Origin of the sequence: Achromobacter sp. ACM02 (assembly GCF_014851605.1) — a bacterium.
Taxonomy (GTDB): Bacteria; Pseudomonadota; Gammaproteobacteria; order Burkholderiales; family Burkholderiaceae_B; genus Achromobacter; species Achromobacter aegrifaciens.
In genome coordinates this window covers 180287-207096 of record NZ_JACUZY010000002.1, presented here as the reverse complement: position 1 = coordinate 207096, position 26810 = coordinate 180287, and the positions used below count along the sequence as shown (strand labels likewise).

The following is a 26810-nucleotide window of genomic DNA, read 5'->3' as shown; positions in this document are numbered from 1 at the left end:
TCTTAGCGCCGATGCCCTGCGCCAGCCGCCGCGTCCGCCTCTGGCAGCGGCCATTCGGCGCGGCGGATTTCGTAGCGACGCTTGCCAGCGCCGCCCGCTCCCGCGCCGCCGATCTGGCGCATGCCGCATTTTTCCAGCACCCGGCAGGACGCGGCATTCTCTTCCAGCGCCACGGCCGACAGCGCCTCGACCGGCAAGCGCCCGAATCCCAACGACAGCAGCGCCTGGGCGATTTCGGTGGCATATCCCATGCCCCAGCTCGCGGGGAGGAAGGCATAGGCGACCTCGACCTCGTCGCAGCCCCGCGACTGGGTGCGCTTCAAGCCCGCGCGGCCCGCCAGCGCGCCGCTGGCGCGGTCGGCCAGCACATACATGCCGTAGCCCAGCTCGGCCCAATGCTCGACGTTCTGCAACAGATAGCGGCGGCTGGCCGAGTCCGTCCGGGTGCCGCCCATGGTGGCCATGAGGCGCTCGTCCGCATGCATCGCGGCAATGAAGGAAAAATCAGTTTCGTCCATGCGCCGGGCTTGCAGCCGGGCGGTCTGGAAAGTGTCGGGGAGCAGTGCGGCGGACATGGCGGGCGGAAGGAATGGCGTGACGGAAATGATACCGGCGGACGGCCCGCCGGCCCATCGTCCAACGGACGAATCCCCCGGGTCGAGGCCGGCCCCGGGGCGTGGCTTTCAACTGCGGTGCACGTCCGCGAACGCGATGCTCTCGTACTGGTCCGCCAGGGCCGCGGCGTTTTCACCGTAGCCCTGCGTGCCGGAAGCCTCTGTCATTGCTGGGCTGCCGGCCGAGCCTGGATCGCCGCGGGCGGCCAGGTGGCCTTGATGGCGTCGTAGATGCGCTTGCCCACGCGGCCGTCTTCCGGCAGCTTGCGCTTGACCTGTTCTTCGCGCACGGCATCGCGGGTCTTGCTGCCCGGAATGCCGTCGGCCACGCCTACGTCATAGCCCAGGCCGTAGAGCATCTCCTGGAGCTCCTTGATCTGCGCGCGCGACAGGCCGGGGTCGTCCGTGGGCCAGGCCGCGACGAGATCCGGACCGCCTTGCAGGCGATTGAGCAGCATCGACACCGCCAAGCCATAGCGGCGCGACTGGTTGTAATGCAGGATGGCGTCGAAATTCACGGTCGCCAGGAACACCGGGCCAGCGGAACCCGTGGGCGCGAACAGATAGGCCTGCTCCTCGTTGCCCGACGCCAACTTCAAGGCCGAGCCGTTGCCCTGCTTCACGCCGGCCTGGGCCCACTGGGCTATCGTGCGGCGGTCCTGCGAGCCCACGTATTCGGCTTCGGGCGAGGCCGGAATGGCAGAGGCCAGCTCGGCCGGCACACGCACTTCGATCACGGCGGGCAGGCTGTGCGTCCACTTGGCGCGGCGCTTGCGCAGGTGATTGGCGGTCGACGCCAACGCGTCGGGCAGCGAGTTGTAGAGATCGATCTTGCCGTTGCCGTCGCCATCGGCGGCCAGTTCATAGAACGAGGTCGGGATGAACTGCGTCATGCCAAAGGCGCCGCTCCAGGAACCGACGAAGCTGTCCGCCGGCACCACGCCGTCGCGCAGCAGGCGCACCGAGGCGTAGGCGTTCTTTTCCCACAGCGACTTGTTCTCGGTGCAGGCGCGCGTCAGCCAGGCGTCCAGCACATTGGTCCTGCCGACCTGGCGGCCGTAGTTGGTCTCGATGCCGAAGATCGCGACCAGCGTGGCCGGATCCACCTGGTATTGCTGGCTGATGGCCGACAGTTGCGGACCATACTTGGCGAGCACCCCCAGGCCGTCGCGCACGCGCTCTTCGTCCACGGTCTTGGCGATGTAGTCCCACCAGGCCTCGCGCCCCTCGGGCTGGCCCTTGGCCGATGCGACCGTGGTGGGCAGCAGCTTGGCGTTGGCGGTGTATTTGTCCCAATCGGCCACGGTCAGGCCGTTGGCCGTGGCGCCCTTGCGCAGCTTGGCGATGCAGGCCTTGGTGTCGAGTTCGGTCGGGATGATGACCGTGGGCGCGGGGGTGGCGGTGGCGGCGGGCGCCGCGGTGGCAGCCGGCGCAGCCGTTGCGGCAGGCGCAGCGGTCGCCGCCGGGACGGCAGCGGCCGGAGCCGCCGCGGGCGCAGGCAAGGTCGCGGGCGCGGGCAAGCTTGCCGGCGCGGGCGCAGCCGACCTGGGAGGCAACACCTGGCCGGCCCGGTCATCGGCCGGAGCCGCCGGCGCGGTGGCGGCTGGCGCGGGAGCGTCGTCGAAGCTGCGTTTGGGCGTCAGGGCCGGCAGGGTCTGCACCGGCACCGACGGCTGGGCGCGCGATCCAGTGGCTGAAGCAGGCCCCTGCGCCTGAGCGGCGCCGGCTGCGGCGGCGGCAAAAGCCGCGGCCAGCAGCACACGGGAGAAGGTGTCGATTCGAAGGCGTACGGAACGCTGACGCATGGCAATCCTGAAAAATCGAAGTCAGCCGGGATCGTACCGCGACCGGCCGTCAAAATCGAACGGCCTCCTGGGCAGGCCCGCCCGCATTGCCGCCCAAACGCCTTGCAGGCTGGAAGCGACTTCGCGGCGCCCTAGGCGACTCTCAGCCGAGGCTGCCCGGAGCCATCCGAAGCGCAGCCCCACCGGGGCGAGCATCGGAATGGCGCAGGGTGGCCTCGGCGGCTAAAGGACTCTGACATCCGCAAGCTCGAATCCCTGCCACCCGCACTTCGGTTTTGGGAAGCACGGTTCTTGAGCCGCCGGCGTCCGGACTGCGGGATTCCGATGCTCGCCCCGGTGGGGCTGCGCTTCGGATCCCTCCGCCCGGTCACCGGCTCACGGCATCTACCCATGAAGGGGATCCGAAAACAGTGCATTAGGCAGCCTGCCGCGCTTGCGCCGCCGCGCTCGCGGGCGGCGCGCGCAGCACGCGCCGGCACAGCAGCATGGCGATCAGGCTGAACAGGGCAAAGCCCACGGTCTGCCCCGCCAACACGCCTTCCGGGCCGCCGTAATGCGCGCCCAGCCAGACGAAGGGCAAGGTGCCCACGGTAGCGCGCAGCCAGCCGATGGCGGTGGAGTACGTGGCATAGCCCAGGTTGTTGAACACCGCGACGGCGACGAAGTACAGGCTGTTGAGCGCCCAGGCGAAACTGCCGTAGCGGCAGAAAAAAACGATCAGGTCGCGCCCAGGTCCGGTCACCTGGAACAGATCCGGCATCCAGGGCGCCAGCAAGGCCAGCAGGACCGCTACGCCGAAGCCATACGTCAAGGACCAGCGCGCGGTCACGCGCGCCGTCTCCTGTACGCGGTCCCATTGCCCTGCGCCCAGGTTCTGCCCCAGGATGGGTCCGATGGCGCCGGGCAGTACGAAGAACAGCGCGTAGGCCAGTTGCAGCACCCGGTCTACCACGGTGGCGCCCGCCATCACGCTGGAGCCGAAGCCGGCGTATGTGGACAGGGTGAAGATGACTGCCGCGGGCGTGGCCAGCGTGGTCAGCGCGGCAGGCAAGGCGATCCGCCCAATTGCGGCCAGGTGCGCGCGCAGCGCGGCGCCGGCGGGCCAAGTCACCAGGCGATGCTTGCCGAACACCAGCCAGGCGCCCAGCGCCACCGTGACCAGGCGGCCCATGCCGCCGGCCCAGGCCACGCCCTCCATGCCGCCGTCCAGCACGAAGATGACCAGCGGGTCCAGCGCCGCGACCGCCGCCGTCCCCGCCAGCAGCACCCACATGGACTGGCGGCCATGGCCGGCGGCGCGCAACAGGTTGGACAGCATCATGCCCACGCCCATCACGACCGCGAACGGGGTCGTGATGAGCACGTAGGACAGCAGATGCGCGCGCACGTCCTCCGCCAGGTCGATGGCTGCCGTGTAGGGGCCGATCACGGCCAGGAACAACGCGCCGGACACGAGCGCGGCGGCAACCATCAGCACCAGCGAGGCGCCCGCCAGCGCGCGGGCGCGCGGCGCATCGCCCGCCCCCAGCGCGCGCGACACCAGGGCCGTGCCGCCCACGCTCACGCCGATGCAGACCGAGATGATGGTGAACTGCGTCATCGATCCGAAGCCCACCGCGCCCAGCACCGCCTCGTCCTTGAGCGTGCCCAGGTACAGCAGCGACAGGAACTCCACCGCGAACACGGCCAGCATGCTGGCCCAGCCGGTCAGGACCATTTCCAGCACATGCGGGCCCATCGGCCCGGAGACGAAGCGGGCGCGCGGGTCGGATGCGGCGGAGGACAGGTTTTCAGAGGTCATGAGGCTCGTGGATGGAGCGCGGTCAGACCGCGCGGTGAATTGCCAGGCCCGCGTTCAGCGGCCCGCGGGCGCGAACCAATACTGGTACACGCTGCCCTCATTCGAATACCAGGGCAACAGGCCGATGGTGTCGGATTCCCGGCCCACCGTCACCAGCAGGCCTCCCGCCTCGGGCCGCAGCAGCGCCACGTGGCGCCGCACACCCATGGACTCGTACTGGCGCCAGTCGTGCCGCACGCTGATCCACAGCCGGCCCTGCGTGCAACCGCCAAGGCGCCGGATGCCATCCGGCCTGGAAGGCTGGGCCGCGCCAGGCAGGGCGGCAGGATCCTGCTCGCCGTTCAACTGCGGCAGGCGGCCCAAGGCGCGCGCGCCCTGCCCGTCCAGCGCCAATATCTCCCATCCGTCCGCGGCGGCCGTGAAAGCCACAGTGGCCTCGGGTCCGGAACGCCATTCCGGCAACGGGTTGTCGGACATGCCCGGAAGGTCCAGGGGATACTGCAGGAACTTGCGCAGGTCCATCGATGCGCCGGCCTCGCGGTCGCCAGACACGAACTCGCCTTGCGCCCGATAGACGCCGGCCAGATCCGGGCATTGGGCCGGATCCGATGGCAGCGCCGCAAGCGTCCCGTCCCGGAACGGAGGCCAGGCAACCGACACCCCGTCGACCCGGGATGCGCCGCAGCCGCTCAAGGCCAGCGCAGCCAGCGCCGCCGCTGCAAGCCTGCTCACTCTCCACGCGCCGCACACCGCTGCCTTCATGCCTGCCCTCTGCTCTTGCCGGCCGCCGCGCTGGCCCAGGCCGCGCGTCCGACTATCGGTCTGGCGCGAACTATATCCGAATCCCGGCCGGCCGAATCCCGGCCGGCCGAATCCCGCACCGCGTTGCCAAGCGCGCGCCGGGAGAGAATAATCGGCTACTCCCCTCCGACCCGCGCCATGACACCGTTCCGAGGCAAGCTCCGCATCCGGCATCTGGAAATCGTGCTGACCGTCGCCGAATTGGGCAACCTGTCCAAGGCCGCCACGCAATTGCACAGCACACAGTCGGGGCTGTCGCGCGCCATCGCCGAGATCGAAGAGCTGGTCGGCGCGCGGCTGTTCGAACGCACCGCCCGCGGCACCACCTGCACGCCGCTGGGCGAAACCATGTGCCGCCATGCCCGCCTGCTGCTCACCGACTTCCGCAAGGCCGAGATCGATCTCGCCGCGGTCTCGCGCGGCGACGAGGGCAGCCTGACGGTAGGCTGTTTTTCGATGTTCGCGGGCTGGCCGGTGGCCGAGGCCGCGCGCGCCTACCGCCAGGCTTATCCGCGCATCACGCTCACCATCGAAATCGGCACGCATGAACGGCTGATCGAAGACCTGGACGCCGGCGCGCTGGACGTGCTGATCAGCCGCTTCTCGTCCACCGTCAATCCGCAGGTCTACCGCTCCACCACGCTGCTGGAAGATCCGGTAGTGCTGGCCTGCGCCACGCATCATCCGCTGGCCGGCCAGCCCGGCGCCACGCTGGCCGACTACGTGGCCTATCCCTGGATCACCGCCCTGCCCGGCAGCCGCATCCGCGGCGAACTGGAAATGTCGCTGCGCCAGGCGGGGCTGGCGATTCCGGATATGATCGGCGCCCTGTCGCTGGAATTCGGCCGCGAAATGCTGCTGGACGGCCTGTATCTGTGGATGCTGCCCGGCAGCGTGGCCGCTATCCGGCAGGCGCGCGGCGAGCTGGTGGTCCTGGCCGACCGGCCGGTCCTGCGCAAGTCGCCGCTGGCGGCCATCTGGCGCCGCGACCGCCCCAGCACGCGGCAGGCGCGCGCCTTCGCCGCCCAGCTCCAGCTCGCCATCCAGGCCGACGCCGTCGCATTGACGGCCTGAGCCTGCCGGCGCGTTGCGCGTTATTCTGGACAGGCAACACTTTTTGATCGGAGCACCCATGTACGACTGGCTCAACGCACTGCCCAAGGCGGAATTGCACCTGCACCTGGAAGGTTCGCTCGAACCCGAGCTGCTGTTCCGGCTGGCGCAGCGCAACGGCGTGGCGCTGCCGTGGCCGGACATCGAGTCCCTGCGCGCGGCCTACGACTACGGCAATCTCCAGGAATTCCTGGACCTCTATTACCGCGGCGCGGACGTGCTGCGCACCGAGCAGGATTTCTACGACCTGACCTGGGCCTATCTGCTCAAGTGCCGCGAGCAGAACGTCGTTCATACCGAACCGTTCTTCGACCCGCAGACCCATACCGATCGCGGCGTGCCGTTCGACGTAGTGCTGACCGGCATCAACCAGGCCCTCGAAGACGGCCGCAAGCAGCTGGGCGTAAGCAGCGGACTGATCCTGAGCTTTCTGCGCCATCTGCCCGAAGAGCAGGCCATGCGCACGCTGGAAGCCGCCCTGCCCCACCGCGACGCGTTCATCGCCGTCGGCCTGGACAGCAGCGAAATGGGCTTTCCGCCGCGTCTGTTCCAGCGCGTGTTCGACCGCGCCCGCGCCGAGGGACTGCCGGGCGTTGCGCACGCCGGCGAGGAAGGCCCGCCGGAATACATCTGGGAAGCGCTGGACCTGCTGAAGGTGCTGCGCATCGACCACGGCGTGCGCGCCGCCGAAGACCCGAAATTGATTGCGCGCCTGATCGACGAGCAGATCCCGCTGACGGTCTGTCCGCTATCCAACACCCGGCTGCGCGTGTTCCAGCACATGCGCGACCACAACATCCTGTCGCTGCTGGACGCGGGCGTGAAGGTCACCGTCAACTCCGACGATCCCGCGTATTTCGGCGGCTACGTCAACGAGAACTTCCACGCGCTGTACGAGCATCTGGGCATGTCGCGGGCGCAGGCCCAGGCCCTGGCGGACAACAGCCTGGACGCGCGCATCCTCAAGTAGCCGGCGCTCCGGCCCCAGCCATGCGGATTGCGCATGGCAATGTTCAAAACCTGCATGCCTGGCGCGGCCCATTCCTCCCTACCATAGTCCGACCGCCGCGGCGCCTGCCGCGGCCGGGCTACAGACCAGAAACAAGGGGCAGGATATGAGTCAGTTCGTGGAAGCGTCGCTGCAGGCAGGCACGCTGACCGGCGTGCAGGAGAGCGGCGTGTGCCGCTACAGCGCCATTCCCTACGCGCAGGCGCCCGTTGGCCGCCTGCGCTTCGCACCGCCGCAGCCCGCAGCATGGCGCGGCAAGCTTGACGCCACCCGGCCGGGACCGGTCGCGCCGCAACTGCCCTCGCGCCTGCGCGGCGCCATGGGCGACTTCGACGCCGAACACTCCGAGGACTGCCTGCACCTGACCGTATGGACGCCCGCCGCCGACGGCAGGCGGCGGCCGATCGTCGTGTGGCTGCATGGCGGCGCCTGGCAAAGCGGCGGCGGCGCGCTGGACTGGTATGACGGCGCGAGCCTCGCGCAGCGCGGCGACATGGTGGTGGTCGCGGTCAACTACCGGCTGGCCGCGCTGGGCTGGCTGTACGTGCCTGGCCAGACGGCCAACGCGGGCCTGCTGGACCAGGAAGCCGCCATCGATTGGGTGCTGGACAACATCCAGGACCTGGGCGGCGATCCCGAGCAAGTCACCGTCATGGGCCAGTCGGCGGGCGCATCCTCGATCTGCGCCATGCTGGCGCGCCAGCCGCGCTTCTCCCGCGCCATCCTGCAAAGCGCGGCGCTGGGCCGGGGGTTTCGCAGCGCAAAGCAGGCCGATGCGCTGGGACAGGCCTTCCTGCGCGCCGCGGGAGCCGATTCCCTGGAAGCCGCGCGCGAACTGCCCGTGGCGGCATTGCTGGCGGCGCAGCAGGCGCCCGCCGTCGCCGAAACCCTGCGCGCCGAAGGCAGCAGCCGCAGCCAGTTCGCGCCGGTGCTCGACGGCCAGGTGCTGCCACAGGACATCGCCCCCGCGCTCAAGCGGGCCTCGTCCCGCGCCGACGTGCTGGTCTGCTACACGCGCGACGAAATGGCCGCCTTTCCCGGCAATGGCCGCACTGCCTCCGACCAGGATCTGGGCGACGCGGTATTCGGTGCGCCCTCGCGCCAGTGGGCCGCCGACGCCGCGGCCCAAGGCCGCCAAGCCTGGCTGGCGCGCTTTGACGTGGCGCCCACGGCGGCCTTCGGCGCCTGCCATTGCATCGAGCTGCCCTTCGTCTTCGACACATTGGCGGCATTCGCCGGCGCGCCCATGCTTGCCGGCCTGCCGGCGGAACAGGCGCGGCAGCTTGCACGCGCCACGCAGCAGGCGTGGATCGCGTTCATCCGCGGCGACGCGCCAGGCTGGCCGTCGGCCCCGCACATGCAGATCCTGGCCTGAGCCGGGACGGCCTGCGCGCTGGCGCGAGCGGACGCCGCCCGCGCATCCAACACATCAAAACAAGGGGAATTCCATGTTCAAGCAAACCGCGCTCGCGCTGGCGCTGCTGGCGCCGCTGGCGGCTACCGCCGCCTATCCGGACAAGCCCGTCAAGATCATCGTGTCCAACCCGCCCGGCGGTCCCGTGGACGTCATGCTGCGCGTGCTGGCCAGCAAACTGGGCGCTGCCTGGGGCCAGCCCGTGGTGGTGGAGAACAAGCCGGGCGCGTCCGGCATCATCAGCACCGGCGCATTGGTCAAGTCCGCGCCCGACGGCTACACCTTGGGCATGGTGGTGGCCTCGTCCGTCACCATCGTGCCCTTCGCCGTGGACAGCCTGCCGTTCGACACACAGAAGGACCTCAAGCCGATCTCGCTGGTGGCGCGCACGCCCTTCATCTTCATCGTGCCCAAGGACAGTCCGCTCAAAACGTGGGAAGACTTCGTGCGCGAAAGCAAGACGCGCAACCTCAGCGTGGGTTCGTTCTCCATCGGCACGGCGTTCCATCTGGTCTGGGAACAGACGGCGCGGCGCGCCGGCATCAAGGCTTTGTACGTGCCCTCGTCCTCGTCGGGCAAGACGCAGAACGACCTGATCGGCGGCCAGTTGGACGTGGGCCTGGACGCGCCTTCGAGTTCCAAGGGCCTGATCGAAAGCGGCCGGCTGCGCGCGCTGGCGATCACCAGCCCGGAGCGCTTCGGCGGCCTGCCCGACACGCCCACGCTGAAGGAATCCGGATTGAAGGACTACGCGCCGCAGCCCTGGATCGGACTGATGGCGCCCGCCGGCATTCCGGACGACCGCGTGGCGCTGATCCAGAAATCGGTGGCGGACATCCTGAAGGAACCGGCGATGCGCGCGCAGATGGAAACCCTGGGCATGATCCCCATCGGCAGCACGCCCGAGGAGCTGGCCGCGACCATCGAAGCCGACCGCGCCGACATGGGACCACTGATCAAGGAACTGGGCATCAAGCTGCAATAGCGGCGCTTGCAGCGGCGCGGGTTTGAAGACGCGCCCTTCAGGCCGCGCCCAGCGTGCGCAGGAACATCGCCGACAAGGAGCCGGACAACGCTTGCGCGTCGCGCCGGCCCTGCGCGATGGAGGCGTCCACCGCGCCATGCATGCCGTGGTACAGGACGATGGCGGCCAGCGCCGCATCGTCCAGCTTCCAGCAGCCGGCACGCGCGCCGGCCTCGAGTATCGCTTCCAGCTGTTCCAGCACGGCGCTTTTTTCAGCCACGCCGCGATCGGGATGCTGGGCGTCGTGGAACACCACGTCATGCAGCTCGTAGCCGTCGAAGTAGGCCTCGACGCCGGCGCGGGTCCAGGCCCGCAGCCGCGCCACGCCATCGTCCGGCGCACAGGCCCGCACTTCGCTGTCGATATGGTCCAGGAACCCTTGCGAGAACTTGGCGCGCAGCGCCGCCAGCATGTCGTTCTTGGACGTGAAGTAGTGATAGAACGTGCCCTTGGCCACGCCGGCGCGTTCCACGATCTCGTTGATGGTGGTGGCCTCGACACCCTTCTGGATGAAGAGCGCTTGCGCAGCCGCCATCAACTCGTCCAGCCGCACGGCGGCCGGCTTGGTGCGGGGCTTGGGAGCGGCGTCCGTGCCAGGCAGGGAAAGCGGGTCGGCGGGAGCAGCGGGCATATCGTCCAGGGGTCAGGTCAGCAGCAAGGCGCCAGTGTAGAGGAGGCACAGGGCCGCGATCAAAAGCTGAGAATCGTTCTTCTTTTCATTGACCGACGGTCGGTCGATGCATAGAATACACCTTCCCCCACTCAGCATCCCGCCATGCATCCCGCACGCCGCCGCGCCCTGGTCCTCGCCGTCAACCTGGGCAGCTTCATCACCATCCTGGACATCAGCATCGTCAACGTGGCGCTGCCCACCATGCAGGCGGCCCTGCGCATCGACATGGCCGGACTGCAATGGGTGGTGGACGCCTACGCCCTGTTCCTGTCGGCCTTCATGCTGTCCGCTGGGCCTTTGGGCGACCGCTATGGACGCAAGCGTTCCTGGCTGGCCGGCGTGCTGCTGTTCACCGCGGGATCCGCGCTGTGCGGCCTGGCGGACAACCTGACGGCGCTGCTGATCGGCCGCGCCGTGCAGGGCGTGGCCGGCGCCCTGCTGGTGCCGGGCGCGCTGTCACTTCTGACCCAGGCCTTTCCCGATCCCAAGGAACGCGCCCAGGCCATCGGCATCTGGGCCTCGTGCAACGCGATTTCGCTCATCGTGGGCCCCATGCTGGGCGGCGTGCTGGTCGCCCACTTCAACTGGCAGAGCATCTTCCTCATCAACCTGCCGGTGGGCGCCCTGGCCATCGCGCTGGGCGCCTGGAGCATCACGGAAAGCGCCCATCCCGAACACGCAGCCTTCGATCCCGCGGGCCAGGCGCTTAGCGTGCTGTGGCTGGGCGCGCTGACCTATGGGCTGATCGCCGCCGGCGAACACGGCTGGGCTGCACCGCAAGCCACGGCCGCGCTCGCCATCGCCGCCGTCGGGCTGCTCGCCTTTCTGTGGGTTGAGCACCGCGCCGCGCGGCCCATCCTGCCGTTGGGATTGTTCCGCGATGCCGGCTTCGCCATCACCAACTTCGCCTCCTTCGTGCTGGGCTTCTCCGCCTACAGCAGCCTGTTCTTCTTTTCGCTCTACCTGCAACACGTGCAAGGACTGTCGCCACTAGCCACTGGCTGGCAGTTGGCGCCGCAGTTCGCCGCGGCCGGGCTGGTGTCGCTGGTGTTCGGCCGGCTCAACCTGCGCTTCGGCCTGCCGCGCCTGATGATCGCGGGCTTCGCCTTCATCGGCCTGGCCATGCTGGGCATGACGCGCTTCGAAGCGCACACGCCTTACCTCGTGTCCGGCTCCCTGCTGGTCCTGTTGGGCCTGGGCACCGGCCTGGCCGTGCCATCGACCAGCATGGCCGTGATGGCCACGGTGCCGCGCGAGCGTTCCGGCATGGCCTCCGCTACCATGAACGCGCTGCGCCAGACCGGCATGACGATAGGCATCGCGCTCCTGGGCGCGCTGATGAGCGGACGCGCCATCGAAGCGCTGACGGCCTCGCTCGCGCAACGGGGCGCACCCGACGCGCAGGCGCTGGCGCGGGCTGCCATCACCTTGCATGAACTGCCGGCGCAACCCGCCAATGCGGCCGAACTGGCCGCGGCCGCGCTGGCCGGCGGCTTCCATGCCGCCATGCTTTTCGCAGGCGCCGCATCGTTGCTGGCGGCACTGTTGCTGCTGTTCCTCGCGCGCGGCGCAAAGAACGTCCTGCACGCCGCATGACTCGCGGATTCCGGCGCGCGGAATTCCATCGGCCGGAATCAAAACAGCCTGTTTTTAAGCGTTGGTAACAAACGCTCGCGCCGTCTTGCGCTTCGGTAAGATCCTCGTCCAATAACAGGTTAACAACCACGAGGAGAGCAAAGCATGCCTTACCGCAAACCCCTGTTCCGCCTGGCCCCGCTGGCGCTCGCCGCCCACCTGCTGATGGCGGGTCCGGCCGCCGCGCAAAGCGCGCCCGGCACGCAAGGCCCGCTGGTCCCCGCGCCCAATCCGGCATTGGCCGCGCAGATCGATCAACGCGCCAAGGCCATCGAAGACAAGCTCATCGCCTGGCGCCGAGATATCCACGAACACCCCGAACTGGGCAACCAGGAAAACCGCACCGCCAAGCTGGTCGCCGATCACCTGCGCGCGCTTGGCATGGAAGTGAAAACCGGCGTTGCCGGCACTGGCGTGGTCGCCGTGCTCAAGGGCGGCAAGCCCGGGCCGGTGGTGGCGCTGCGCGCCGACATGGACGCGCTGCCCGTCAAGGAGCAAGTGGACCTGCCCTTCGCGTCCAAGGCCAAGGGCACCTACCTGGGCAAGGAAGTGGACGTGATGCATGCCTGCGGCCATGACACCCACACCGCCATCCTGATGGCCACGGCCGAAGTCCTGGCCGGCATGAAGGACCAGCTCCCCGGCAGCGTGAAGTTCATCTTCCAGCCCGCCGAGGAAAGCCCCGCCGACTTCGAGCCCGACGGCAAGAAGATCTGGGGCGCCAAGATGATGGTGCAGGAAGGCGTGCTGGAGAATCCCAAGGTGGACGCCATCTTCGGCCTGCACGTGTCCAGCGCCTATCCGGCGGGCAAGCTCAGCTGGCGCAGCGGCCCCGCCATGGCCGCCGCCGACCAGTTCTGGATCGACGTCACCGGCAAGCAGACGCACGGCGCGCGGCCCTGGTCCGGCATCGACCCCATCGTGGTCAGCTCGCAGATCATCCTGGGCCTGCAGACCATCCCCAGCCGCCAGATCAACAGCATGCTGGAGCCGGCGGTCATCACCGTGGGCGCCATCCACGGCGGCAACCGCATGAACATCGTGCCGGACAACGTGGCCATGACCGGCACCATCCGCACGTATGACGAAGGCATGAAGAAGGACATCCACCAACGCATCGCGCGCACCGCGGACATGATCGCGCAGAGCGCGGGCGCCAAGGCGGACGTGCGCGTGGTGGAGTTGTACAACGCCACCGTCAACAATCCCGCGCTGACCGAGCAGATGGGCCCGACGCTGCGGCGAGTGGCGGGCGAAGGCAACTACGGCCTGCAGCCCAAGTCCACCGCGTCGGAGGACTTCTCGTTCTATCAAGAGAAGGTGCCGGGCATGTTCTTCTACCTGGGCGTGACGCCCAAGGGCACCGACGTCGAGAAGGCTGCGCCGAACCATTCGCCGCGCTTCTACGTCGATGAGTCCGGCCTCATCAACGGCGTGCGCGCGCTGTCGAACCTGACCGTGGACTACATGGCGCAGGCGCAGAAAGGCAGCTGATCCGCGCGCCCCGCGCGCGTTTGAAAAATGCCCGCCGCGCGATGCGGCGGGCATAAGCAAACGGCTACAAATTCTTTGTCAGGCCCGGCCCGGCTTTCTACAGTACGCCCCTTTGCCGCCCCCGCGGCAGTCACGTAGAAGCCACGCCATGCCGATCTCCCGTCGAACCTTCATGCTTGCCGGCGCACTGGCGCTGCCGCTGGCGCGGCCGCGCATCGCGCGCGCATCCGCCTGGCCCGAGCGTCCGATCCGGCTCATCGTCACCTTCCCGCCCGGCGGCGCGAGCGACATCGCCGCGCGCCTCATCGCGCCCACGCTGGCCGAACGGCTGGGCCAGCCCATCGTCATCGAAAACAAGCCCGGCGCGGGCTCGACCATAGGCGCGAGCCTGGTCGCGCAGGCGCCCAACGACGGCTACACGCTGCTGATGTCGAACTCGGCGCCGCTGTCCATTTCTCCCGCCCTGATGCCCCAAGGCGGATACGACGCGCTCGCCAGCTTCGACCATATCGCGTACCTGGGCGCGGTGCCCACCGTGTTCGTCGTCCATCCTTCCGTGCCGGTATCCAGCTTTGCGGAGCTGACCGCCTGGATCCGCGCGCAGGACCAGCCGGTGCAGTACGGCAGCGGCGGACTGGCGTCGGTGGGCCAGATCGTGGGCGAGCTGTATGCCCGGCAAACCGGCGCGCGCCTGCAGCACATTCCGTACAAGGGATCTGGCGCCATGCGCAACGATCTGCTGGGCGGCCAGATTCGCTTCGCGGTGGACGCGTTGCCGCAGAACCTGCCCTTCCTGCGATCCGGCCAACTGCGCCTGTTGGCGGTCACCACAAGCAAGCCGGTGCCGCAGGCGCCCGACATCCCCGCAGTGGGCGAGCTGGGGTATCCGGGCCTGATCGCCGAGAACTTCGTCGGCCTGTCCGGTCCCGCCGGCTTGCCGGCCGCGGTCTCGCAGCGCTTGAACGACGCCATTGCGCAGACGCTGGCCAGCGCGGACATCCGCGCCAGGCTGGAGGGACAGGGCTTCGTGCTGGCGCAAAAATCCCCCGCCGAGTTCACCGACTTCGTCCGCCGCCAGGCCGCAGCCTGGGGACCGGTGGTGCGCGCCACGGGAGCCAGCCTGTGAGCGCCCGCCGCATGCTTGTGCTGTTCGGCCATCCGGGCCGCGGCGGCTTCAACGAAGCGGCCGTGCGTGGCGCGGAACGCGCCGCGCAGGCGGGCCAGCCCTTGCAGCTGGAATGGATCGCCGACCACGACGCCGCCGCGCGCGCCGAACGCCTCGCACAGCTTTGCGCCACCGCTCCCGACCTGGTCATCGTGCATGGCGGCCAGGGCGATGCGCCCGTGGCCAAGGTGGCGCCGCGCTATCCGCGCACGCAGTTCGCCATCACGCAGGGGCACCACACCGCCGCCAACGTCGCGTCATACGAGATCCTGCAAGAGCACTCGGCTTTTCTTGCCGGGGTGTTGGCGGGCCTGCGCGCGGCCAACGGGCGGGCCGCCCATCTGTCCAGCGAAAAAGTGCGGCCCGGCCTGAAGGGCCGCGCCGCCTATGCCGATGGCGTGCGGCGCGTCACGGGCCAGGATCCGCTGACCGCCTTCTGCGGCAACCAGCACGATCCGGCGCTGGGCGCGGCCTGGGCCCGCGCGCTGTCCGCACGCGACGCCCGCGTACTGTTTGCCATGATGGACGGCGGCCGCGATGGCGTGACGCGCGTGTGCCGCGAAACGGGCGTGTGGCAGATCGGCAATGTGCTGGACTGGGTGGCGCGCGACCCGCAGGTCTATCTGGCATCGGCGCTGGCCGATTCGGGACTGTGCGTGCAGCGCGCCGCCGCCGACCATGCCGCGGGCGCGCTGGCGGTGAGCCGCGTGACCCGTTACGGCCTGGAGGAAGCCGCGTCGCTGCGGCTGGTGCTGGGCACGAAAGTCGGCGCGGAAGAACGCCGTATTTTGGATGAGTGGGCGGGCCGGCTCGCAGCGGGAACCCTGGACATTGCATCCGACTACGCGGGGCCGGAATTCACGCTGCCGCCCCCTGCCCGCGCCGGCTACGCGGTCGCTTCGAACGCCTGGTGATAGGAAACGTCCCCATGCGCCGCACCCGTGTAGACCTGCGCCATGAAGTACTCCGGCGGCACGCCGGGATACGTCAGCGCGGGCGTCTGCGCAAAACCGAATCGCGTGTAGTACGCCGGATCGCCCATCACCACGCAGCCCGCCGCACCCAATGCCTTCAAGCGCGCCAGACCGTCCCGGATCAAGGCCGCGCCTATGCCCCGGCCTTGCAGTTCCGGCAGCACCGCGACCGGCCCCAGGCCGTACCAGTCCGCCGAACCGTCGCTGATCGTCACCGGAGAAAACGCGACATGGCCCGCGACACGCCCGTCCACCCGCGCCACCAGCGACAGCGTCAGCGCGCCGGCCTCGCGCAGCGCGTTGGTGATGTGGCCCTCGGTCTGCTGGCTGTGGGGATTGTCTTTGAAGGCGGCCTGCGTCAGCGTGAAGATCGCCTCGCGGTCGTCCGGTGTTTCGGGAAGGATGTGCATGCCTCGACTCCTGTAGGCTCAAGCGCAAAGTGTAGCCGGGCATAGTCGCCATTCCGCATTGACGCCTGCCGGCACGGTGGCTACAGTGGCCGGCAGCCCGGCGCCGCGTCATCGCATCGGCGCCCAGCCCCTTTCCGAACCGCCCGCGGCGCGCCGCGGCCCTACTCTGGACCCCTATGAACAGCTACCGTGTCGGCATCGCCGGCTTCGGCGCCATCGGCCAGGCCGTGGCGCAATCCCTGGATGCCGGCGTGCCCGGCCTGACGCTCACCGCCGTCGCGGTGCGCGATCCCAAGGCTCCGCCGGCCTTTGCCTGGACTCAGGCCGCGCCCGCCTACACCACCATCGATGCGCTGCACGAACACTGCGACGTGGTCGTGGAATGTGCCCCCGCCGCGGTGTTCCGCGACATCGCCGAACCCGTGCTGCGCGCCGGCAAGAAGATGGTGGTGCTGAGCTCGGGCGCGCTGCTGCGCCATGACGACCTGATCGAACTGGCCCGCCAGCACCACGGCCAGATCCTGGTGCCCTCGGGCGCCATCCTGGGCCTGGACGCCATCACGGCCGCCGCCGAGGGCGTCATCCATTCCGTCACCATGATCACGCGCAAGCCGGTGCGCGGCCTGCTGGGCGCGCCCTACCTGACGGACAACAACATCGATATCGCGAACATCACCGAGCCACGCCTGATCTTCCGCGGCTCGCCACGGGAAGCGGCGGTGGGCTTTCCGGCCAACCTGAACGTGGCGGTCAGCGTATCGCTGGCCGGCATCGGCCCGGACAAGACCACGCTGGAAATCTGGGCCGATCCCTCGCTGGAACGCAATCTGCACCGCGTCGAGGTCGTGTCCGACTCGGCCTCGTTTTCGATGGAAATCCAGAACATTCCCTCGGCCAATCCCAAGACCGGCCGCATCACCGCGCAAAGCGTGGTCGCCGCGCTGCGCAAGCTGACCGGTCCGCTGCGCGTGGGTACCTGAATCGCGGCGGGCGCCGCGCTAGGCCGCCGCCCGCCGCGGCCCGTCCACCGGGCGCAAGCGCTCTACCGGAGCGCCCGCCCGCGCCATCGGTCCCGCCCGCCAGTTCCCGGCGCCATCCAGGTCCAGCCTGTGCGTATGGAACACGTCCAGCGTGCTGCGATGTCCCACGCTGACCAGCATGCATGACGGCAGCGCCTCGCGCAGCAGACTGTACAGCGCATGCTCCAACCCTTCGTCGGTAGCGGACGTGGCCTCGTCCAGGAACACGATGGCGGGCCGGTTGTAGAGCACGCGCGCGAACGCCACGCGCTGCTGTTCGCCGATGGAAAGCATGCGCGACCAATCCGCGACTTCATCCAGGCGCCCGGCCAGATGTCCAAGGTTGACCAGCCGCAGCGCGTCGGCCAGGCGCGCATCGTCCTCGGGCTGCGCCAATCCCGGATACGCGACCGCGCCGCGCAAGTCGCCCAGGGGCAGATAGGGCCGCTGCGACAGGAACAAGGCAGAGGCGCCCTGCGGCCGGCGCACCGCACCCTGCGCATAGGGCCACAGGCCCGCCAGCGCGCGCAGCAAGGTGGTCTTGCCGCTGCCCGACGATCCCTTGATCAGCAGGGCCTGACCCGGCCGCAAGTTCAGGTTCAGGTCGCGCAACAGCACCGTGCCGTCGGGGCGCGACACTTGCACGGATTCGATATCCAGGCCGTCCGGCAGGCTCTCCGTCCGCACCGAAGGCAACACGCGCGCAGCTTCGTTGGCGTCCAGAAAGCCGTTCAACCGGTCCAGCGTCGCGCGGTACTGCGCGAAGGTGTCGTAGGAGGTGCGGAAGAACGACAAGGAATCCTGCACCTGCCCGAAGGCCTGCGAAGTCTGGATCACGTCGCCCAGCTTGATCGCGCCGCTGAAAAAGCGCGGCGCCTGCAGGATGAATGGGAACACCACGGCCACCTGGCTCACCGACAGGTTGAAGCCGTCGAACTTCAGCCCCCGGTACACGCGCGCCCACAAGTTGGCGATGTAGGCCGAGAAACGCGTCCACAAGGTGGCACGCTCCACGTTCTCGCCCTGATAGAACGCCACGTTCTCGGCGTTCTCGCGCAGGCGCACCAGCGCGTAGCGGAAGTTCGCCGTCAGGCGTTCGGACAGGAAATTCAGCTTGATCAGCGGACGCCCGATCTTGAACGCGAACAGCGTCGCCACGATCACATACAGGTACACCATGAACACCATGGCGCGCGGGATCTCCACGCCCGCCACCGTCAAGGCGCCGGACAGGCCCCACAGGATGGACGTGAACGCCACCAGCGAGACGACCGCGCTCAGCGCGCCGATCGCCAGCGTGCGCGACCCCGTCACGAACATGGCGATGTCCTGTTCGATGCGCTGATCGGGGTTGTCGACCGGAGAGTCGACGAAATGGCCGCGGTAGTAGGCGCCCGCGCCCAGCCAGTCGCGGGTCAGCCTGTCGTTGAGCCACACGCGCCAGCGGATGTCGAAAGCCTGCCCGGCATAACTGTCGGCCAGGGTGCGCATCACGTGCACACAGGCCAGCACCGAGAAGATGCCCAAAAAGCGCCAGAAGGCGCTCTGATCCAATGCCTGCAACGCGCTGTAGAAGCCGTTGTACCAAAACGAAAACAGCACCGTCATGCGCACGGCGAACATCGCCAGGAACAACAGCAGCGCCAGCGTCAGCACGGGCCGCCAACTGCGGCGGGGATCGAGATACGGCCGCGCCAGCCGCCAGAACTTGCGTCCCCAATCCGTGTAACGCGCAAGCACGCCTCCGACCAGCATCAGCGCGACGGCCGAGATGCCGAACGCGCTCGCCAGCCAGAGCCCGCTTTCCGCCAGTTGCTGCTGCCAGTTCAGGTCCATGAGTCGATTGCCCTCCGATACGCGTTTCTGGTTAGACGAGACGCGCGCATCGAGTTCCGGAGCACAGGCCGTTTTAAGCCTGGCTTAAGCGTTCCGGCTGGGTGATCGAAAGCCGTCTGACAGCAAGACGGGCCACGGCGGCTATCATGAGCGCCTGAGCAGCAATACCGGCAAGTAAGGAACCATGGACAAGATCCGGCTAGACAAATGGCTGTGGGCCGCGCGCTTCTACAAGACGCGCAGCCTGGCCGTGCAGGAAATCGGCAAGGGCCGGGTGTTGGTGAACGACCAGCCCGCCAAGCCCGCGCGCGAAGTCGCGCCAGGCGATCTGGTCACAGTGCGCAAGGAGGACCCGGCGCTGCATGTACGGGTGATGGCCGTCAGCGGCGTGCGCGGCCCCGCCCCCGTCGCGCGCCAGCTCTACGAGGAAACGCCCGAAAGCGTGGCGGCGCGTGAGCGCGCAGCGGAAATGCGCCGCCTGGCGCCCGAGCCCGCGCTGGGCATAGAAGCCGGACGCCCGACCAAGCGCGACCGGCGGCTGATAGACCAGATGCGGGGCAAGTAAGTCCCCGGGCGCCGCCGGAACGCGTACGCATGTCCCGGCCGCCTTCCACGGCGCTCAAGCAGCCTCGTCCGCCAACACCGCCACTGTCTGCACGCTGGTGTACTCCAGCAGCCCTTCCAGCCCATTCTCCACGCCCAGCCCGGACTGCTTGCGCCCGCCGAACGGCACGTCCGGCGACATGGCGTGGATATGGTTGATCCATACCGTGCCGGTTTCCAGGCGCCGCGCGATGGACCGCGCCAGCGCCAGGTCCTTGGACCATACCGACCCGCCCAGTCCATAGTCTGTGTCATTGGCGCGTTGGACGACCTCGTCGATGTCCCGGTATTTCAGCAAGGGCAGCACCGGTCCGAACGCCTCTTCCACCACGCTGCGCGCGTCGTCCGGCGGATTGTCCAGGATGGCGACCGGCACGAAATAGCCCTTGCCTTGCGGAATGTCGCCACCGGCTAGAAAGCGCACGCCGTTGCGATGCGCATCCGCGATGAGATCCTTGACCCGCTCGTACTGCGGGCGGTTCTGGATCGGCCCCAGCCCTGTCCCCGGCTGCGCGCCATCTCCCATGACCACGCCCCGTGCGTGTTCCACCAACGCCGCGGCGAACTCGTCATAGATGGATTCATGCACATACAGCCGTTTGGTGGCCAGGCAAAACTGCGAGGAATTTCGGAACGCTCCCCAGAACAGCTTGGCGGCCGTCTCGCGCACGTCCACGTCCGGCAGCACGATGGCGGCATCGTTGCCGCCCAGTTCCAGCGTGATGCGTTTGAGCCTGCCGGATGCGCTCTGCATGACGCGCCTGCCCGTCGCGGTCGAGCCGGTAAAGGCGATCTTGTCGATGCCCGGATGCTCGGTCAGCCAGGGCCCCAGCCGGTCTCCGCCGCACACCACGTTCAGCACGCCTGGCGGCAGCAGGTCGCGAAACAGTTCGCCCATCTTGAGCGAAGTCAGCGGCGTGAATGGCGACGGCTTCAACACGACGGTGTTGCCCGCCAGCAAGGCCGGGGCGATCTTCCAGATGGCCAGCGTCATCGGAAAATTCCAAGGCGCGATCGCAGCCACCACGCCGATAGGCACATGGCGAGTCTCGAACACGCGGCCGGCGCCGTCGTCCAGCCGCGTGGCGGGCAGATCGCGCGCCGCGGTCGCGCGCAGCCAGGCGACGCAACGGCCGACCTCGGCGCGCGCGTCGGCGTGAGGCTTGCCCTGCTCGCGCGTGAGCAGGCGCATGAAGCCTTCGGTGTATTCCTCCAGTCTGTCAGCCATGGCAAGAAGCGCTGCCTGGCGCCGTTCCAAGGGCGTCTCGCTCCATTGCGCAAATGCGCGCGTCGCGGCCGCGACTGCTTCGTTCAACTGCGCCAGCGACGCGTCCGGCACGGTGGCAATGCGTTCCTCCGTGGCGGGATTGAGCACATCGAAGGTTTGCACCGACGTTTCCGCGCGGCCATCCACCGTCATGGTGTAACCGGAATCCAGATTCAGCTGCATGGTTCTATGCCTGTTTCGCGTTGGGTTGTTCGGGACAAAGGACCTGGCGCCCCACCACGCGGCCAGCCGCCAGATCGAGTAGCGCTGCCTGGGCGTCCTGCAGGCAGCGGCAGGAAATCGGAATGGCGCGCGGCCCGCGTTCCCGCACCAAGGTCATGAGTTCCTGCAATTCGGCCAGCGTGCCGATGTAGGACCCTTCGATGCTGATGGCACGCATGGGCACCAAGGCCGGCGACAGCGGCAATTCCCCGCCGAACAGCCCGATCAAAATCAATTGCCCGCCTTTGGCCAGCAGATCCATGCCCTGCTTCACCGTGCCCGCCGCGCCCACGCAATCGATCACCGCCCAGATCTCGCCAGCGGCGCGTCGAACCTCGTCCAGCGCGTTTGCGGCATGCGCGTCCACGGCAAGGCTGGCGCCGGCGGCCAGCGCGGCGCCCCGGCGCGCGCCATCGGGTTCCAGCACGATCACCTGCGGACACCCCAAGGCGCGCAGCAAGCTCACGCACATGAGGCCCAGGCCGCCTGCGCCGACCACTACGACCGTTTCCGCCTGCAGCACCTCCGGCGCAATCTTGCGGATGGCGCTGTAGGACGTCAGGCCCGAGCATGCGTAGGGCGCGGCCTGCTCTGGTCGCAGGTCGCCGATATCGATCAGGTAGCGGGCGTCCGGCACCAGGATATGGTCGCTATAGCCGCCCGGCCGAAAGATCCCCAGGAAGCGCGGTGCGGCGCACAGGTTTTCGCGACCGCGCCGGCAGACCTTGCAGTCGCCGCAACCGATCCATGGATACACCAGAAAGCGCTGTCCCGCGACAACCCCATTTGCGTCTGGCCCGGCGGCGACCACCACGCCCGCTGTCTCATGGCCCAGAGTCAACGGCAGCGTGACGCCGCGCTGCTCCACGCGCAGGCGCTTGTCGCCGCCCAGATCGTAGTAGCCCTCCCACGTATGCACGTCGGTATGGCATACGCCCGCGGCAAGCACCCGCAGCAACACCTGCGCGCCTTGCGGTTCGGGCGCCGGGCGCTCGATGGGAACCAGCGGCTGACCAAAGTCGGTTACGTCATAGCTGATCATCGCATCGCCTGCTTGATCAATGGGCAGCCGCCGCGGTCTTCGGGCCGGAATGCGACGTCGCCCGGGATGACCGCCACCTGTTTGTACAGATCCCACTCGCCGCGGGATTCCTCCGGCTTCTTCACTTCGAACAGATACATGTCGCGCACCACCCGCCCGTCCGCGCGCAGCCGTCCGTTGCGCGTCATGAAATCGTTGATGGGCGTCTCACGCATCTTGGCCATCACGGCGTCGGCGTCCTTGGTGCCGGCCGCCTTGACCGCGTTCAAATAATGCAGCACCGCGCCGTAGGTACCGGCCTGGGTCATGGTCGGCTTGCGCCCGACCTTGTCCTGGAAGCGTTGCGACCAGGCCCGCGTGGCGTCGTTCTGGTCCCAATAGAACGCCTCGGTCAACAGCAGCCCCTGGCCCAGGGGCAGTCCGATGGACTTCACGTCCGAGAGGAACGCCAGCAGCGCCACCAGCTTCTGCTGGCCGCCCGGCCGGCCGATACCGAAGTCCGCCGCCTGCTTGATCGCGCTGATCACGTCGTTGCCGCCCAACGCCAGGCCGATGATGCCCGCTTTGGAAGTCTGCGCCTGCAGCAGATAGGAACTGAAGTCCGGCGTATTCAGGGGCGAACGCACAGCCCCCAGCACCTTGCCGCCGTTCTTCTCGATGACCGCGGAGGCGTCGGCCTGCAACGCGTAGCCGAACGAGTAATCCGCGGTCATGAAATACCATTCCTTGCCGCCCTGAGCGGACACCGCCGCGCCCGTACCGTTGGCCAGCGCGTAGGTATCGTAGGTCCAATGGACGGTGTAGGGCGAACACGCCTTGGCGGTCAATTCCGAGGTCGACGCGCTCGTCACCATGACGATCTTTTTCTTTTCGCGGCCGAGTTCGCTGATGGCCAGCGCCAGCGCCGACGTGGGCAAGTCGGTGACCATGTCCACGCCATCCTGGTCGAACCAGCGCCGCGTCGCCGCGCTGGCGACGTCGACCTTGTTCTGGCCATCGGTGTACACCAGCTCGACCGGCTGGCCCAGCACGCTGCCGCCGAAATCCTGCACGGCCATGCGCGCGGCCTCTACCAGGCCCTTGCCGCCGATGTCGGAATACGCCGAGCTCATGTCCGCCATTACGCCGATCTTCACTGGGCCGCCGGCTGGCTGCGCTTGTGCGCCTGCCGCAACGATAGCGGCGCCCGCCAACGCGTACACCGTTTTCACGATTGCCATCGATATGTCTCCGTTATGAGTAAACGCCATTTGCGCAGCAACTGGCCTATTGCCCCGGCCCGAGTCCTTTTGTATCGTAGGCACGCATTTTTCAGCTTCGTCCAAAGCGACGATTTTCGTGTTGCTTGCGGGTTTCCCCCGAGCCGGCGCGCAGTCGTTCCTCACCCAACAGGCAGATCATGCGCCCTCTGTTTTCGCCCGGACATGCGCTGGCCAGCGGCAAGCTCGGCATCCCCGCTGCCCACGCCGACCACATCCCGCGTGAATCGCTGTGCGCACTGGTCTGTGCGCCCGGCAGTCCCAAGATCGTCCTCGCGCGCGGCCCCGCCGGCTATGGCAAGACCACGCTGCTAGCCCAGTGCCTGGCCCGCTTGAGCGCGCAATCCGTGCGCGGTGCGTGGCTGACGCTGGACCGCGGCGATAACGATCTGCCGCGCTTTCTGCGATGCCTGACCGCCGCGCTGGAACCCTTGGCCGCACCGCCCGGGGCGCTGGCGGACATGGAGGCCGACGACGCGCTGGCGCTCGCCCTCATCGAAGCCATCGCTACGCAAACCGCCCCCTTTGCGCTGGTGCTGGACGAGTTCGAGTCCATCGTCGCGCCAGGCGTGCTGGACTTCGTGCAGAACCTGATCAACCGCCTGCCGCCACAGGGCCGGCTGCTGATCGGGTCGCGTCACGCCACCGGCCTGGAACTGGGACGCTTGCGGGCCGACGGCCGGCTGCTGGAAATCGACGCCGCCCAGCTTTGCTTTTCGCTGGACGAGACCACCCTGTTCTTCGCCCGGCGCAACCCTGCGATCACGCGCGCCGAAATCGGCCAGCTTCATCACAAGACCGAAGGCTGGATCGCCGCGCTCTGGCTGGCCTGCGTCTCGCTGGCGCGACAGGACTCCGCCTCGGCGTTCATCGAACGCTTTTCGGGCAGCGACCAGTCCGTCTCCGACTATCTGGCCCAGGATGTGCTCGCCGGACAGACGCCCGAGTTGCGGCGCTTTCTGTTGCGCACCAGCATCCTGAAGCAACTGAACACGGCGCTATGCCAGGCTTTGCTGCCGGACCTGGACTGCGGCAGCATCCTGCGCGAACTCGAAGACGGGCAGATCCTGCTGTCGCGCTCCTCCGCGGATGCGGCTCAATACCGTTACCACGGCCTGTTCGCGAGCTATCTGCAATCCAGACTGCGGCAGCAGGATCCAGCGGACATTCCCGCGCTGCATCTGGCGGCCTCCCGCTGGTACGCCGAGCAGGGCCGCCCCGTTCCTGCCATCGATCATGCCATCGAAGGCGGCGACTTCGATCAGGCCCTCGCCTTGCTGGCGACACACGCGGAAGCGCTGCTGGCCGAGGGGCGCATGCGGCTGCTCTCCCGCTGGTTCACGCAATTGCCCGCGGCCGTCCTGGCCCGCCGCCCGGCGCTGCAGGCGGTGCAGGTGTGGGCAACCTGTTTTACGCGGGGCGCCAGCGAGGCATCGCTGCAGATGGACGAGCTGAGGCTGGCTTGCAGCCCCGATCCCGACGTCCGCGCGCACGTGCAGGCCCTGCGGCCCTTGCTGCTCTCCATGACCGATCGCCACGAAGAGGCCTACGCGCTCGGCATGCCCGGCATCGCCGCCGCGGCGAACGCATCCACCTTCGCCGCGACTGCTTTGGCCAATGCCATGGCCAACGTCGCAGCCGTGCTTGGCCGCTACCAGGAAGCGCAACAACTGCTGGATGCCGCCCGCCGCGCGCAGAGCCTGGCCGCCAGCGCCTTCAATCAGATGTACTCCGAAGCGGTGGAGGGCATCATCGACCTGCAGGAGGGCCGCATGCGTCAGGCTGGCGCGCATTTCCGCATGGCGGTCCACTCCACCCGCAAAGGCGCGTACGGCCAGGCCAACGGCAACGCCTGGGCCGGCGTGCTGTACGCGGCCGGGGTATACGAAGCCGGCGATCTGGAGCAGGCTGCCCGGCTGTTGCGCGTCTACGTGCCGCTGGGGCGGGACACGGGACACCCGGACCATCTGATACTCGGTTATGTGATGCTGGCGCGCATCGCCTTTCTGTCGGGCGACATCGTGCAGACCTTTTATCTGCTGGGCGAACTGGAGTACCTCGGCCATCAACGCCGCCTGCCCCGGATTGCAGGCAGCGCCCGCGTGGAGCGCGCGCGCGTGCTGCTGCTGCAAGGACACCCGCAGGCCGCGCACGACGAGCTCAGGCGCGCGGAAGACGACGATCTGTGGGCTCGCATCGAAACGCTGCGCCTGCCTTCCAACGACTTGCTGTACCCGCGGCTGGGGATGCTGCGCGTGCAGTCCTACACGGGCAAGCCCGGGGATGCGTTGCGCCAGCTGGATGCGGACATTGCGCGCGCCGTATCGGCCCGCCGCGTCCGGCGCGCCTACAAGTTGGGGATATTCCGCGCCGTCGCCCTGGCGCGCGCGGGCGATGAAGCGCAAGCCCACCAGCAGTTGGCAACCTTGCTGGACACGGCGCAGCGCGAGGGACTATGCCGCGTGCTGGCTGACGAAGGCAGCGCCTTCCTCTCGCTATTGCCGCGCTTTTTCTCCTCGCCAGTCGGCTGCGCATGGTTGAATGGCTGCGCGTCAGCCCAGGCCTGGTTCAACCGTTTCCAACGCCATGCCGGAATGCCCGTGGACGCCAGCCCGGCCGCGCCAGCCGCCGAGCGCGCGCCGGCCGACGCCTTGACGGCCAAGGAACTGAACGTGCTGCGCCTGGTCGCGGACGGCCATTCCAACAACGCCATCGCCCAGCGCCTGTTCGTATCCGAAAGCACCGTGCGCACCCATCTGCGCAACCTGAACGTAAAACTGTGCGCCGACAGCCGCACCCGCGCCGTGGCCCTGGCGCGCGAAGCCGGTCTGCTGTAAGGCCGGGACTGGCTGGCCTGCCGGCGATTAAGATAGGGACTTTTGCGCGTGTCCATCATGAAAAGCAGTTCTACAGGCGGCCTGGTCTATTCCACCGACGGCGGCCGCATGTGCCCCGAATGCCGCAAGCCGCTGGCGCAGTGCCTGTGCAAACAGGCACAGACGATTCCCGCCGGCGATGGCGTGGCCCGCGTGTCGCGCGAAACCAAGGGGCGCGGCGGCAAGAGCGTCACCGTGATCAAGGGCCTGGCGCTGGACGGCGCGGCGCTGAATGCGCTGGGCAAACAGCTGCGCAACGCCTGCGGCTCCGGCGGAACGGTAAAGGACGGCGTGATCGAAATCCAGGGCGACCACTGCGAGCGCGTCATGGAATCCCTGCAAAAACAAGGCATCCGCGCCAAGCGCGCGGGCGGCTGACACCGACGGAGCACCAGCAATGACCGAACCCCAAACCAGCACCGTCGCCAGTTGGCACGCCCATGTCTATTTCGACGCCGCCAGCCGCGACGCCGCGTACGCCCTGCGCGAACGGATCGCCGCGCGCTTCGCCGGCCAGATGGAACTGGGGCGCTTCCATGAGCGCCCCGTCGGCCCGCATCCCCAGTGGAGCTACCAGATTGCCTTCACGCCCGAGCGCTTCGCGGAGATCGCCACCTGGCTGACGCTGCACCACGGGGCGCTGGATGTCTTCATGCATCCCAACACAGGCGACTCCCTGCGCGACCACCGCGACTGCGCGGTGTGGATCGGACGCAGCTACACGCTGAACCTGCAGGCGCTGGGCGCCTGAGCA

At 68.3% G+C, this 26810-nt stretch carries 23 protein-coding genes; 13 read left to right on the top strand and 10 right to left on the bottom strand.

Annotation, left to right across the window (positions count from 1 at the left end; translation table 11 throughout):
- Positions 1-2: 2 nt before the first annotated feature.
- The 4 genes from IB258_RS05790 to IB258_RS05770 form a co-directional block, all read right to left on the bottom strand.
- Entirely contained in the window at positions 3-575 is a 573-nt protein-coding gene (locus IB258_RS05790) for a GNAT family N-acetyltransferase (RefSeq protein ID WP_054452642.1), read from the bottom strand.
- Positions 576-778: 203 nt separating this feature from the next.
- Positions 779-2419, bottom strand: coding sequence for a lytic murein transglycosylase (locus tag IB258_RS05780; RefSeq protein ID WP_119449936.1), 1641 nt, complete (start codon positions 2417-2419; stop codon positions 779-781).
- 415 nt (positions 2420-2834) lie between these two features.
- On the bottom strand, positions 2835-4220 hold the full coding sequence (locus tag IB258_RS05775) for an MATE family efflux transporter (protein WP_225590297.1): 1386 nt from the start codon (positions 4218-4220) through the stop codon (positions 2835-2837).
- 54 nt (positions 4221-4274) lie between these two features.
- Positions 4275-4952, bottom strand: coding sequence for a hypothetical protein (locus IB258_RS05770; RefSeq protein WP_370539814.1), 678 nt, complete (start codon positions 4950-4952; stop codon positions 4275-4277).
- 207 nt (positions 4953-5159) lie between these two features.
- Here IB258_RS05770 and IB258_RS05765 point away from each other — a divergent pair, with 207 nt between their 5' ends.
- The 4 genes from IB258_RS05765 (at position 5160) to IB258_RS05750 (ending at position 9542) form a co-directional block, all read left to right on the top strand.
- Positions 5160-6095 carry a LysR family transcriptional regulator gene (locus IB258_RS05765; protein ID WP_054452654.1) on the top strand — a complete coding sequence of 312 codons (936 nt, stop codon included), beginning with the start codon at positions 5160-5162 and terminating at the stop codon, positions 6093-6095.
- 58 nt (positions 6096-6153) lie between these two features.
- Positions 6154-7104: an adenosine deaminase gene (locus IB258_RS05760; protein WP_054452656.1), complete on the top strand. Its 951-nt coding sequence runs from the start codon at positions 6154-6156 to the stop codon at positions 7102-7104.
- Between the two features lie 145 nt (positions 7105-7249).
- Positions 7250-8518 (top strand): carboxylesterase family protein, encoded by a 1269-nt coding sequence (locus IB258_RS05755; protein ID WP_192352285.1) that lies wholly within the window; start codon positions 7250-7252, stop codon positions 8516-8518.
- A gap of 73 nt (positions 8519-8591) precedes the next feature.
- The gene (locus IB258_RS05750; RefSeq protein WP_192352284.1) at positions 8592-9542 is read left to right on the top strand and encodes a tripartite tricarboxylate transporter substrate binding protein; all 951 of its coding nucleotides are present in this window, start codon (positions 8592-8594) and stop codon (positions 9540-9542) included.
- A gap of 37 nt (positions 9543-9579) precedes the next feature.
- Here IB258_RS05750 and IB258_RS05745 read toward each other — a convergent pair whose 3' ends face one another.
- The gene (locus IB258_RS05745; RefSeq protein WP_192328666.1) at positions 9580-10212 is read right to left on the bottom strand and encodes a TetR/AcrR family transcriptional regulator; all 633 of its coding nucleotides are present in this window, start codon (positions 10210-10212) and stop codon (positions 9580-9582) included.
- A 144-nt stretch (positions 10213-10356) separates the two neighbouring features.
- Here IB258_RS05745 and IB258_RS05740 point away from each other — a divergent pair, with 144 nt between their 5' ends.
- The 4 genes from IB258_RS05740 to IB258_RS05725 all read left to right on the top strand — a co-directional run bounded on the left by IB258_RS05740 (position 10357) and on the right by IB258_RS05725 (position 15462).
- Positions 10357-11850, top strand: coding sequence for an MFS transporter (locus IB258_RS05740; protein WP_192352283.1), 1494 nt, complete (start codon positions 10357-10359; stop codon positions 11848-11850).
- Positions 11851-11994: 144 nt separating this feature from the next.
- Positions 11995-13383 carry an amidohydrolase gene (locus IB258_RS05735; RefSeq protein ID WP_088156934.1) on the top strand — a complete coding sequence of 463 codons (1389 nt, stop codon included), beginning with the start codon at positions 11995-11997 and terminating at the stop codon, positions 13381-13383.
- A 148-nt stretch (positions 13384-13531) separates the two neighbouring features.
- Complete coding sequence (locus tag IB258_RS05730; RefSeq protein WP_054452673.1) at positions 13532-14509, top strand: tripartite tricarboxylate transporter substrate binding protein; 978 nt, start codon at positions 13532-13534, stop codon at positions 14507-14509.
- On the top strand, positions 14506-15462 hold the full coding sequence (locus tag IB258_RS05725; protein ID WP_192352282.1) for a BMP family ABC transporter substrate-binding protein: 957 nt from the start codon (positions 14506-14508) through the stop codon (positions 15460-15462). Before IB258_RS05730 ends, IB258_RS05725 begins: the two co-directional genes overlap by 4 nt.
- Here IB258_RS05725 and IB258_RS05720 read toward each other — a convergent pair.
- Positions 15435-15932: a GNAT family N-acetyltransferase gene (locus IB258_RS05720; protein WP_175181826.1), complete on the bottom strand. Its 498-nt coding sequence runs from the start codon at positions 15930-15932 to the stop codon at positions 15435-15437. The two genes, IB258_RS05725 and IB258_RS05720, sit on opposite strands and share 28 nt — an antisense overlap.
- A gap of 176 nt (positions 15933-16108) precedes the next feature.
- On the opposite strand from IB258_RS05720, the gene IB258_RS05715 reads away from it, so the two are divergent.
- Positions 16109-16912: an aspartate dehydrogenase gene (locus IB258_RS05715; protein ID WP_192352281.1), complete on the top strand. Its 804-nt coding sequence runs from the start codon at positions 16109-16111 to the stop codon at positions 16910-16912.
- Positions 16913-16930: 18 nt separating this feature from the next.
- Here the strand turns inward: IB258_RS05715 and IB258_RS05710 are convergent, their stop codons facing one another.
- Complete coding sequence (locus IB258_RS05710) at positions 16931-18787, bottom strand: ABC transporter ATP-binding protein/permease (RefSeq protein ID WP_192352280.1); 1857 nt, start codon at positions 18785-18787, stop codon at positions 16931-16933.
- A 184-nt stretch (positions 18788-18971) separates the two neighbouring features.
- Here IB258_RS05710 and IB258_RS05705 point away from each other — a divergent pair, with 184 nt between their 5' ends.
- Entirely contained in the window at positions 18972-19352 is a 381-nt protein-coding gene (locus IB258_RS05705; RefSeq protein WP_054452689.1) for an RNA-binding S4 domain-containing protein, read from the top strand.
- Positions 19353-19406: 54 nt separating this feature from the next.
- On the opposite strand, the gene IB258_RS05700 is transcribed toward IB258_RS05705, so the two are convergent.
- From IB258_RS05700 to IB258_RS05690, 3 genes are read right to left on the bottom strand one after another with little or no spacing between them, the layout of a single operon-like run.
- Positions 19407-20840: an aldehyde dehydrogenase family protein gene (locus tag IB258_RS05700; protein ID WP_175181824.1), complete on the bottom strand. Its 1434-nt coding sequence runs from the start codon at positions 20838-20840 to the stop codon at positions 19407-19409.
- Positions 20841-20844: 4 nt separating this feature from the next.
- Entirely contained in the window at positions 20845-21921 is a 1077-nt protein-coding gene (locus tag IB258_RS05695) for an alcohol dehydrogenase catalytic domain-containing protein (protein ID WP_054452692.1), read from the bottom strand.
- A complete protein-coding gene (locus IB258_RS05690) occupies positions 21918-23141 on the bottom strand; it encodes an ABC transporter substrate-binding protein (protein ID WP_054452695.1) in 1224 nt (407 codons plus the stop codon). The genes IB258_RS05695 and IB258_RS05690 overlap by 4 nt, the downstream gene beginning before the upstream one ends.
- 179 nt (positions 23142-23320) lie before the next feature.
- Between IB258_RS05690 and IB258_RS05685 the strand changes: the two genes are divergently transcribed.
- Genes IB258_RS05685 through IB258_RS05675 form a run of 3 tightly spaced genes read left to right on the top strand, consistent with a single transcriptional unit; the run spans position 23321 to position 26807 of the window.
- The gene (locus tag IB258_RS05685) at positions 23321-26017 is read left to right on the top strand and encodes a LuxR C-terminal-related transcriptional regulator (protein WP_225590296.1); all 2697 of its coding nucleotides are present in this window, start codon (positions 23321-23323) and stop codon (positions 26015-26017) included.
- Between the two features lie 57 nt (positions 26018-26074).
- Positions 26075-26434, top strand: a complete 360-nt coding sequence (locus tag IB258_RS05680) for a translation initiation factor Sui1 (RefSeq protein ID WP_054453658.1) — start codon at positions 26075-26077, stop codon at positions 26432-26434.
- A 19-nt stretch (positions 26435-26453) separates the two neighbouring features.
- Positions 26454-26807: a DOPA 4,5-dioxygenase family protein gene (locus IB258_RS05675; RefSeq protein ID WP_054452702.1), complete on the top strand. Its 354-nt coding sequence runs from the start codon at positions 26454-26456 to the stop codon at positions 26805-26807.
- The last annotated feature ends 3 nt before the right edge of the window (positions 26808-26810 follow it).

Coding starts and splice junctions, on each gene's coding strand:
- IB258_RS05730 (WP_054452673.1), top strand. CDS start 13,532: ATGCCGATCTCCCGTCGAACCTTCATGCTTGCCGGCGCACTGGCGCTG.
- IB258_RS05750 (WP_192352284.1), top strand. CDS start 8,592: ATGTTCAAGCAAACCGCGCTCGCGCTGGCGCTGCTGGCGCCGCTGGCG.
- IB258_RS05715 (WP_192352281.1), top strand. CDS start 16,109: ATGAACAGCTACCGTGTCGGCATCGCCGGCTTCGGCGCCATCGGCCAG.
- IB258_RS05740 (WP_192352283.1), top strand. CDS start 10,357: ATGCATCCCGCACGCCGCCGCGCCCTGGTCCTCGCCGTCAACCTGGGC.
- IB258_RS05690 (WP_054452695.1), bottom strand. CDS start 23,141: ATGGCAATCGTGAAAACGGTGTACGCGTTGGCGGGCGCCGCTATCGTT.
- IB258_RS05775 (WP_225590297.1), bottom strand. CDS start 4,220: ATGACCTCTGAAAACCTGTCCTCCGCCGCATCCGACCCGCGCGCCCGC.
- IB258_RS05780 (WP_119449936.1), bottom strand. CDS start 2,419: ATGCGTCAGCGTTCCGTACGCCTTCGAATCGACACCTTCTCCCGTGTG.
- IB258_RS05710 (WP_192352280.1), bottom strand. CDS start 18,787: ATGGACCTGAACTGGCAGCAGCAACTGGCGGAAAGCGGGCTCTGGCTG.
- IB258_RS05720 (WP_175181826.1), bottom strand. CDS start 15,932: ATGCACATCCTTCCCGAAACACCGGACGACCGCGAGGCGATCTTCACG.
- IB258_RS05790 (WP_054452642.1), bottom strand. CDS start 575: ATGTCCGCCGCACTGCTCCCCGACACTTTCCAGACCGCCCGGCTGCAA.
- IB258_RS05765 (WP_054452654.1), top strand. CDS start 5,160: ATGACACCGTTCCGAGGCAAGCTCCGCATCCGGCATCTGGAAATCGTG.
- IB258_RS05675 (WP_054452702.1), top strand. CDS start 26,454: ATGACCGAACCCCAAACCAGCACCGTCGCCAGTTGGCACGCCCATGTC.
- IB258_RS05760 (WP_054452656.1), top strand. CDS start 6,154: ATGTACGACTGGCTCAACGCACTGCCCAAGGCGGAATTGCACCTGCAC.
- IB258_RS05685 (WP_225590296.1), top strand. CDS start 23,321: ATGCGCCCTCTGTTTTCGCCCGGACATGCGCTGGCCAGCGGCAAGCTC.
- IB258_RS05695 (WP_054452692.1), bottom strand. CDS start 21,921: ATGATCAGCTATGACGTAACCGACTTTGGTCAGCCGCTGGTTCCCATC.
- IB258_RS05755 (WP_192352285.1), top strand. CDS start 7,250: ATGAGTCAGTTCGTGGAAGCGTCGCTGCAGGCAGGCACGCTGACCGGC.
- IB258_RS05735 (WP_088156934.1), top strand. CDS start 11,995: ATGCCTTACCGCAAACCCCTGTTCCGCCTGGCCCCGCTGGCGCTCGCC.
- IB258_RS05700 (WP_175181824.1), bottom strand. CDS start 20,840: ATGCAGCTGAATCTGGATTCCGGTTACACCATGACGGTGGATGGCCGC.
- IB258_RS05705 (WP_054452689.1), top strand. CDS start 18,972: ATGGACAAGATCCGGCTAGACAAATGGCTGTGGGCCGCGCGCTTCTAC.
- IB258_RS05680 (WP_054453658.1), top strand. CDS start 26,075: ATGAAAAGCAGTTCTACAGGCGGCCTGGTCTATTCCACCGACGGCGGC.
- IB258_RS05745 (WP_192328666.1), bottom strand. CDS start 10,212: ATGCCCGCTGCTCCCGCCGACCCGCTTTCCCTGCCTGGCACGGACGCC.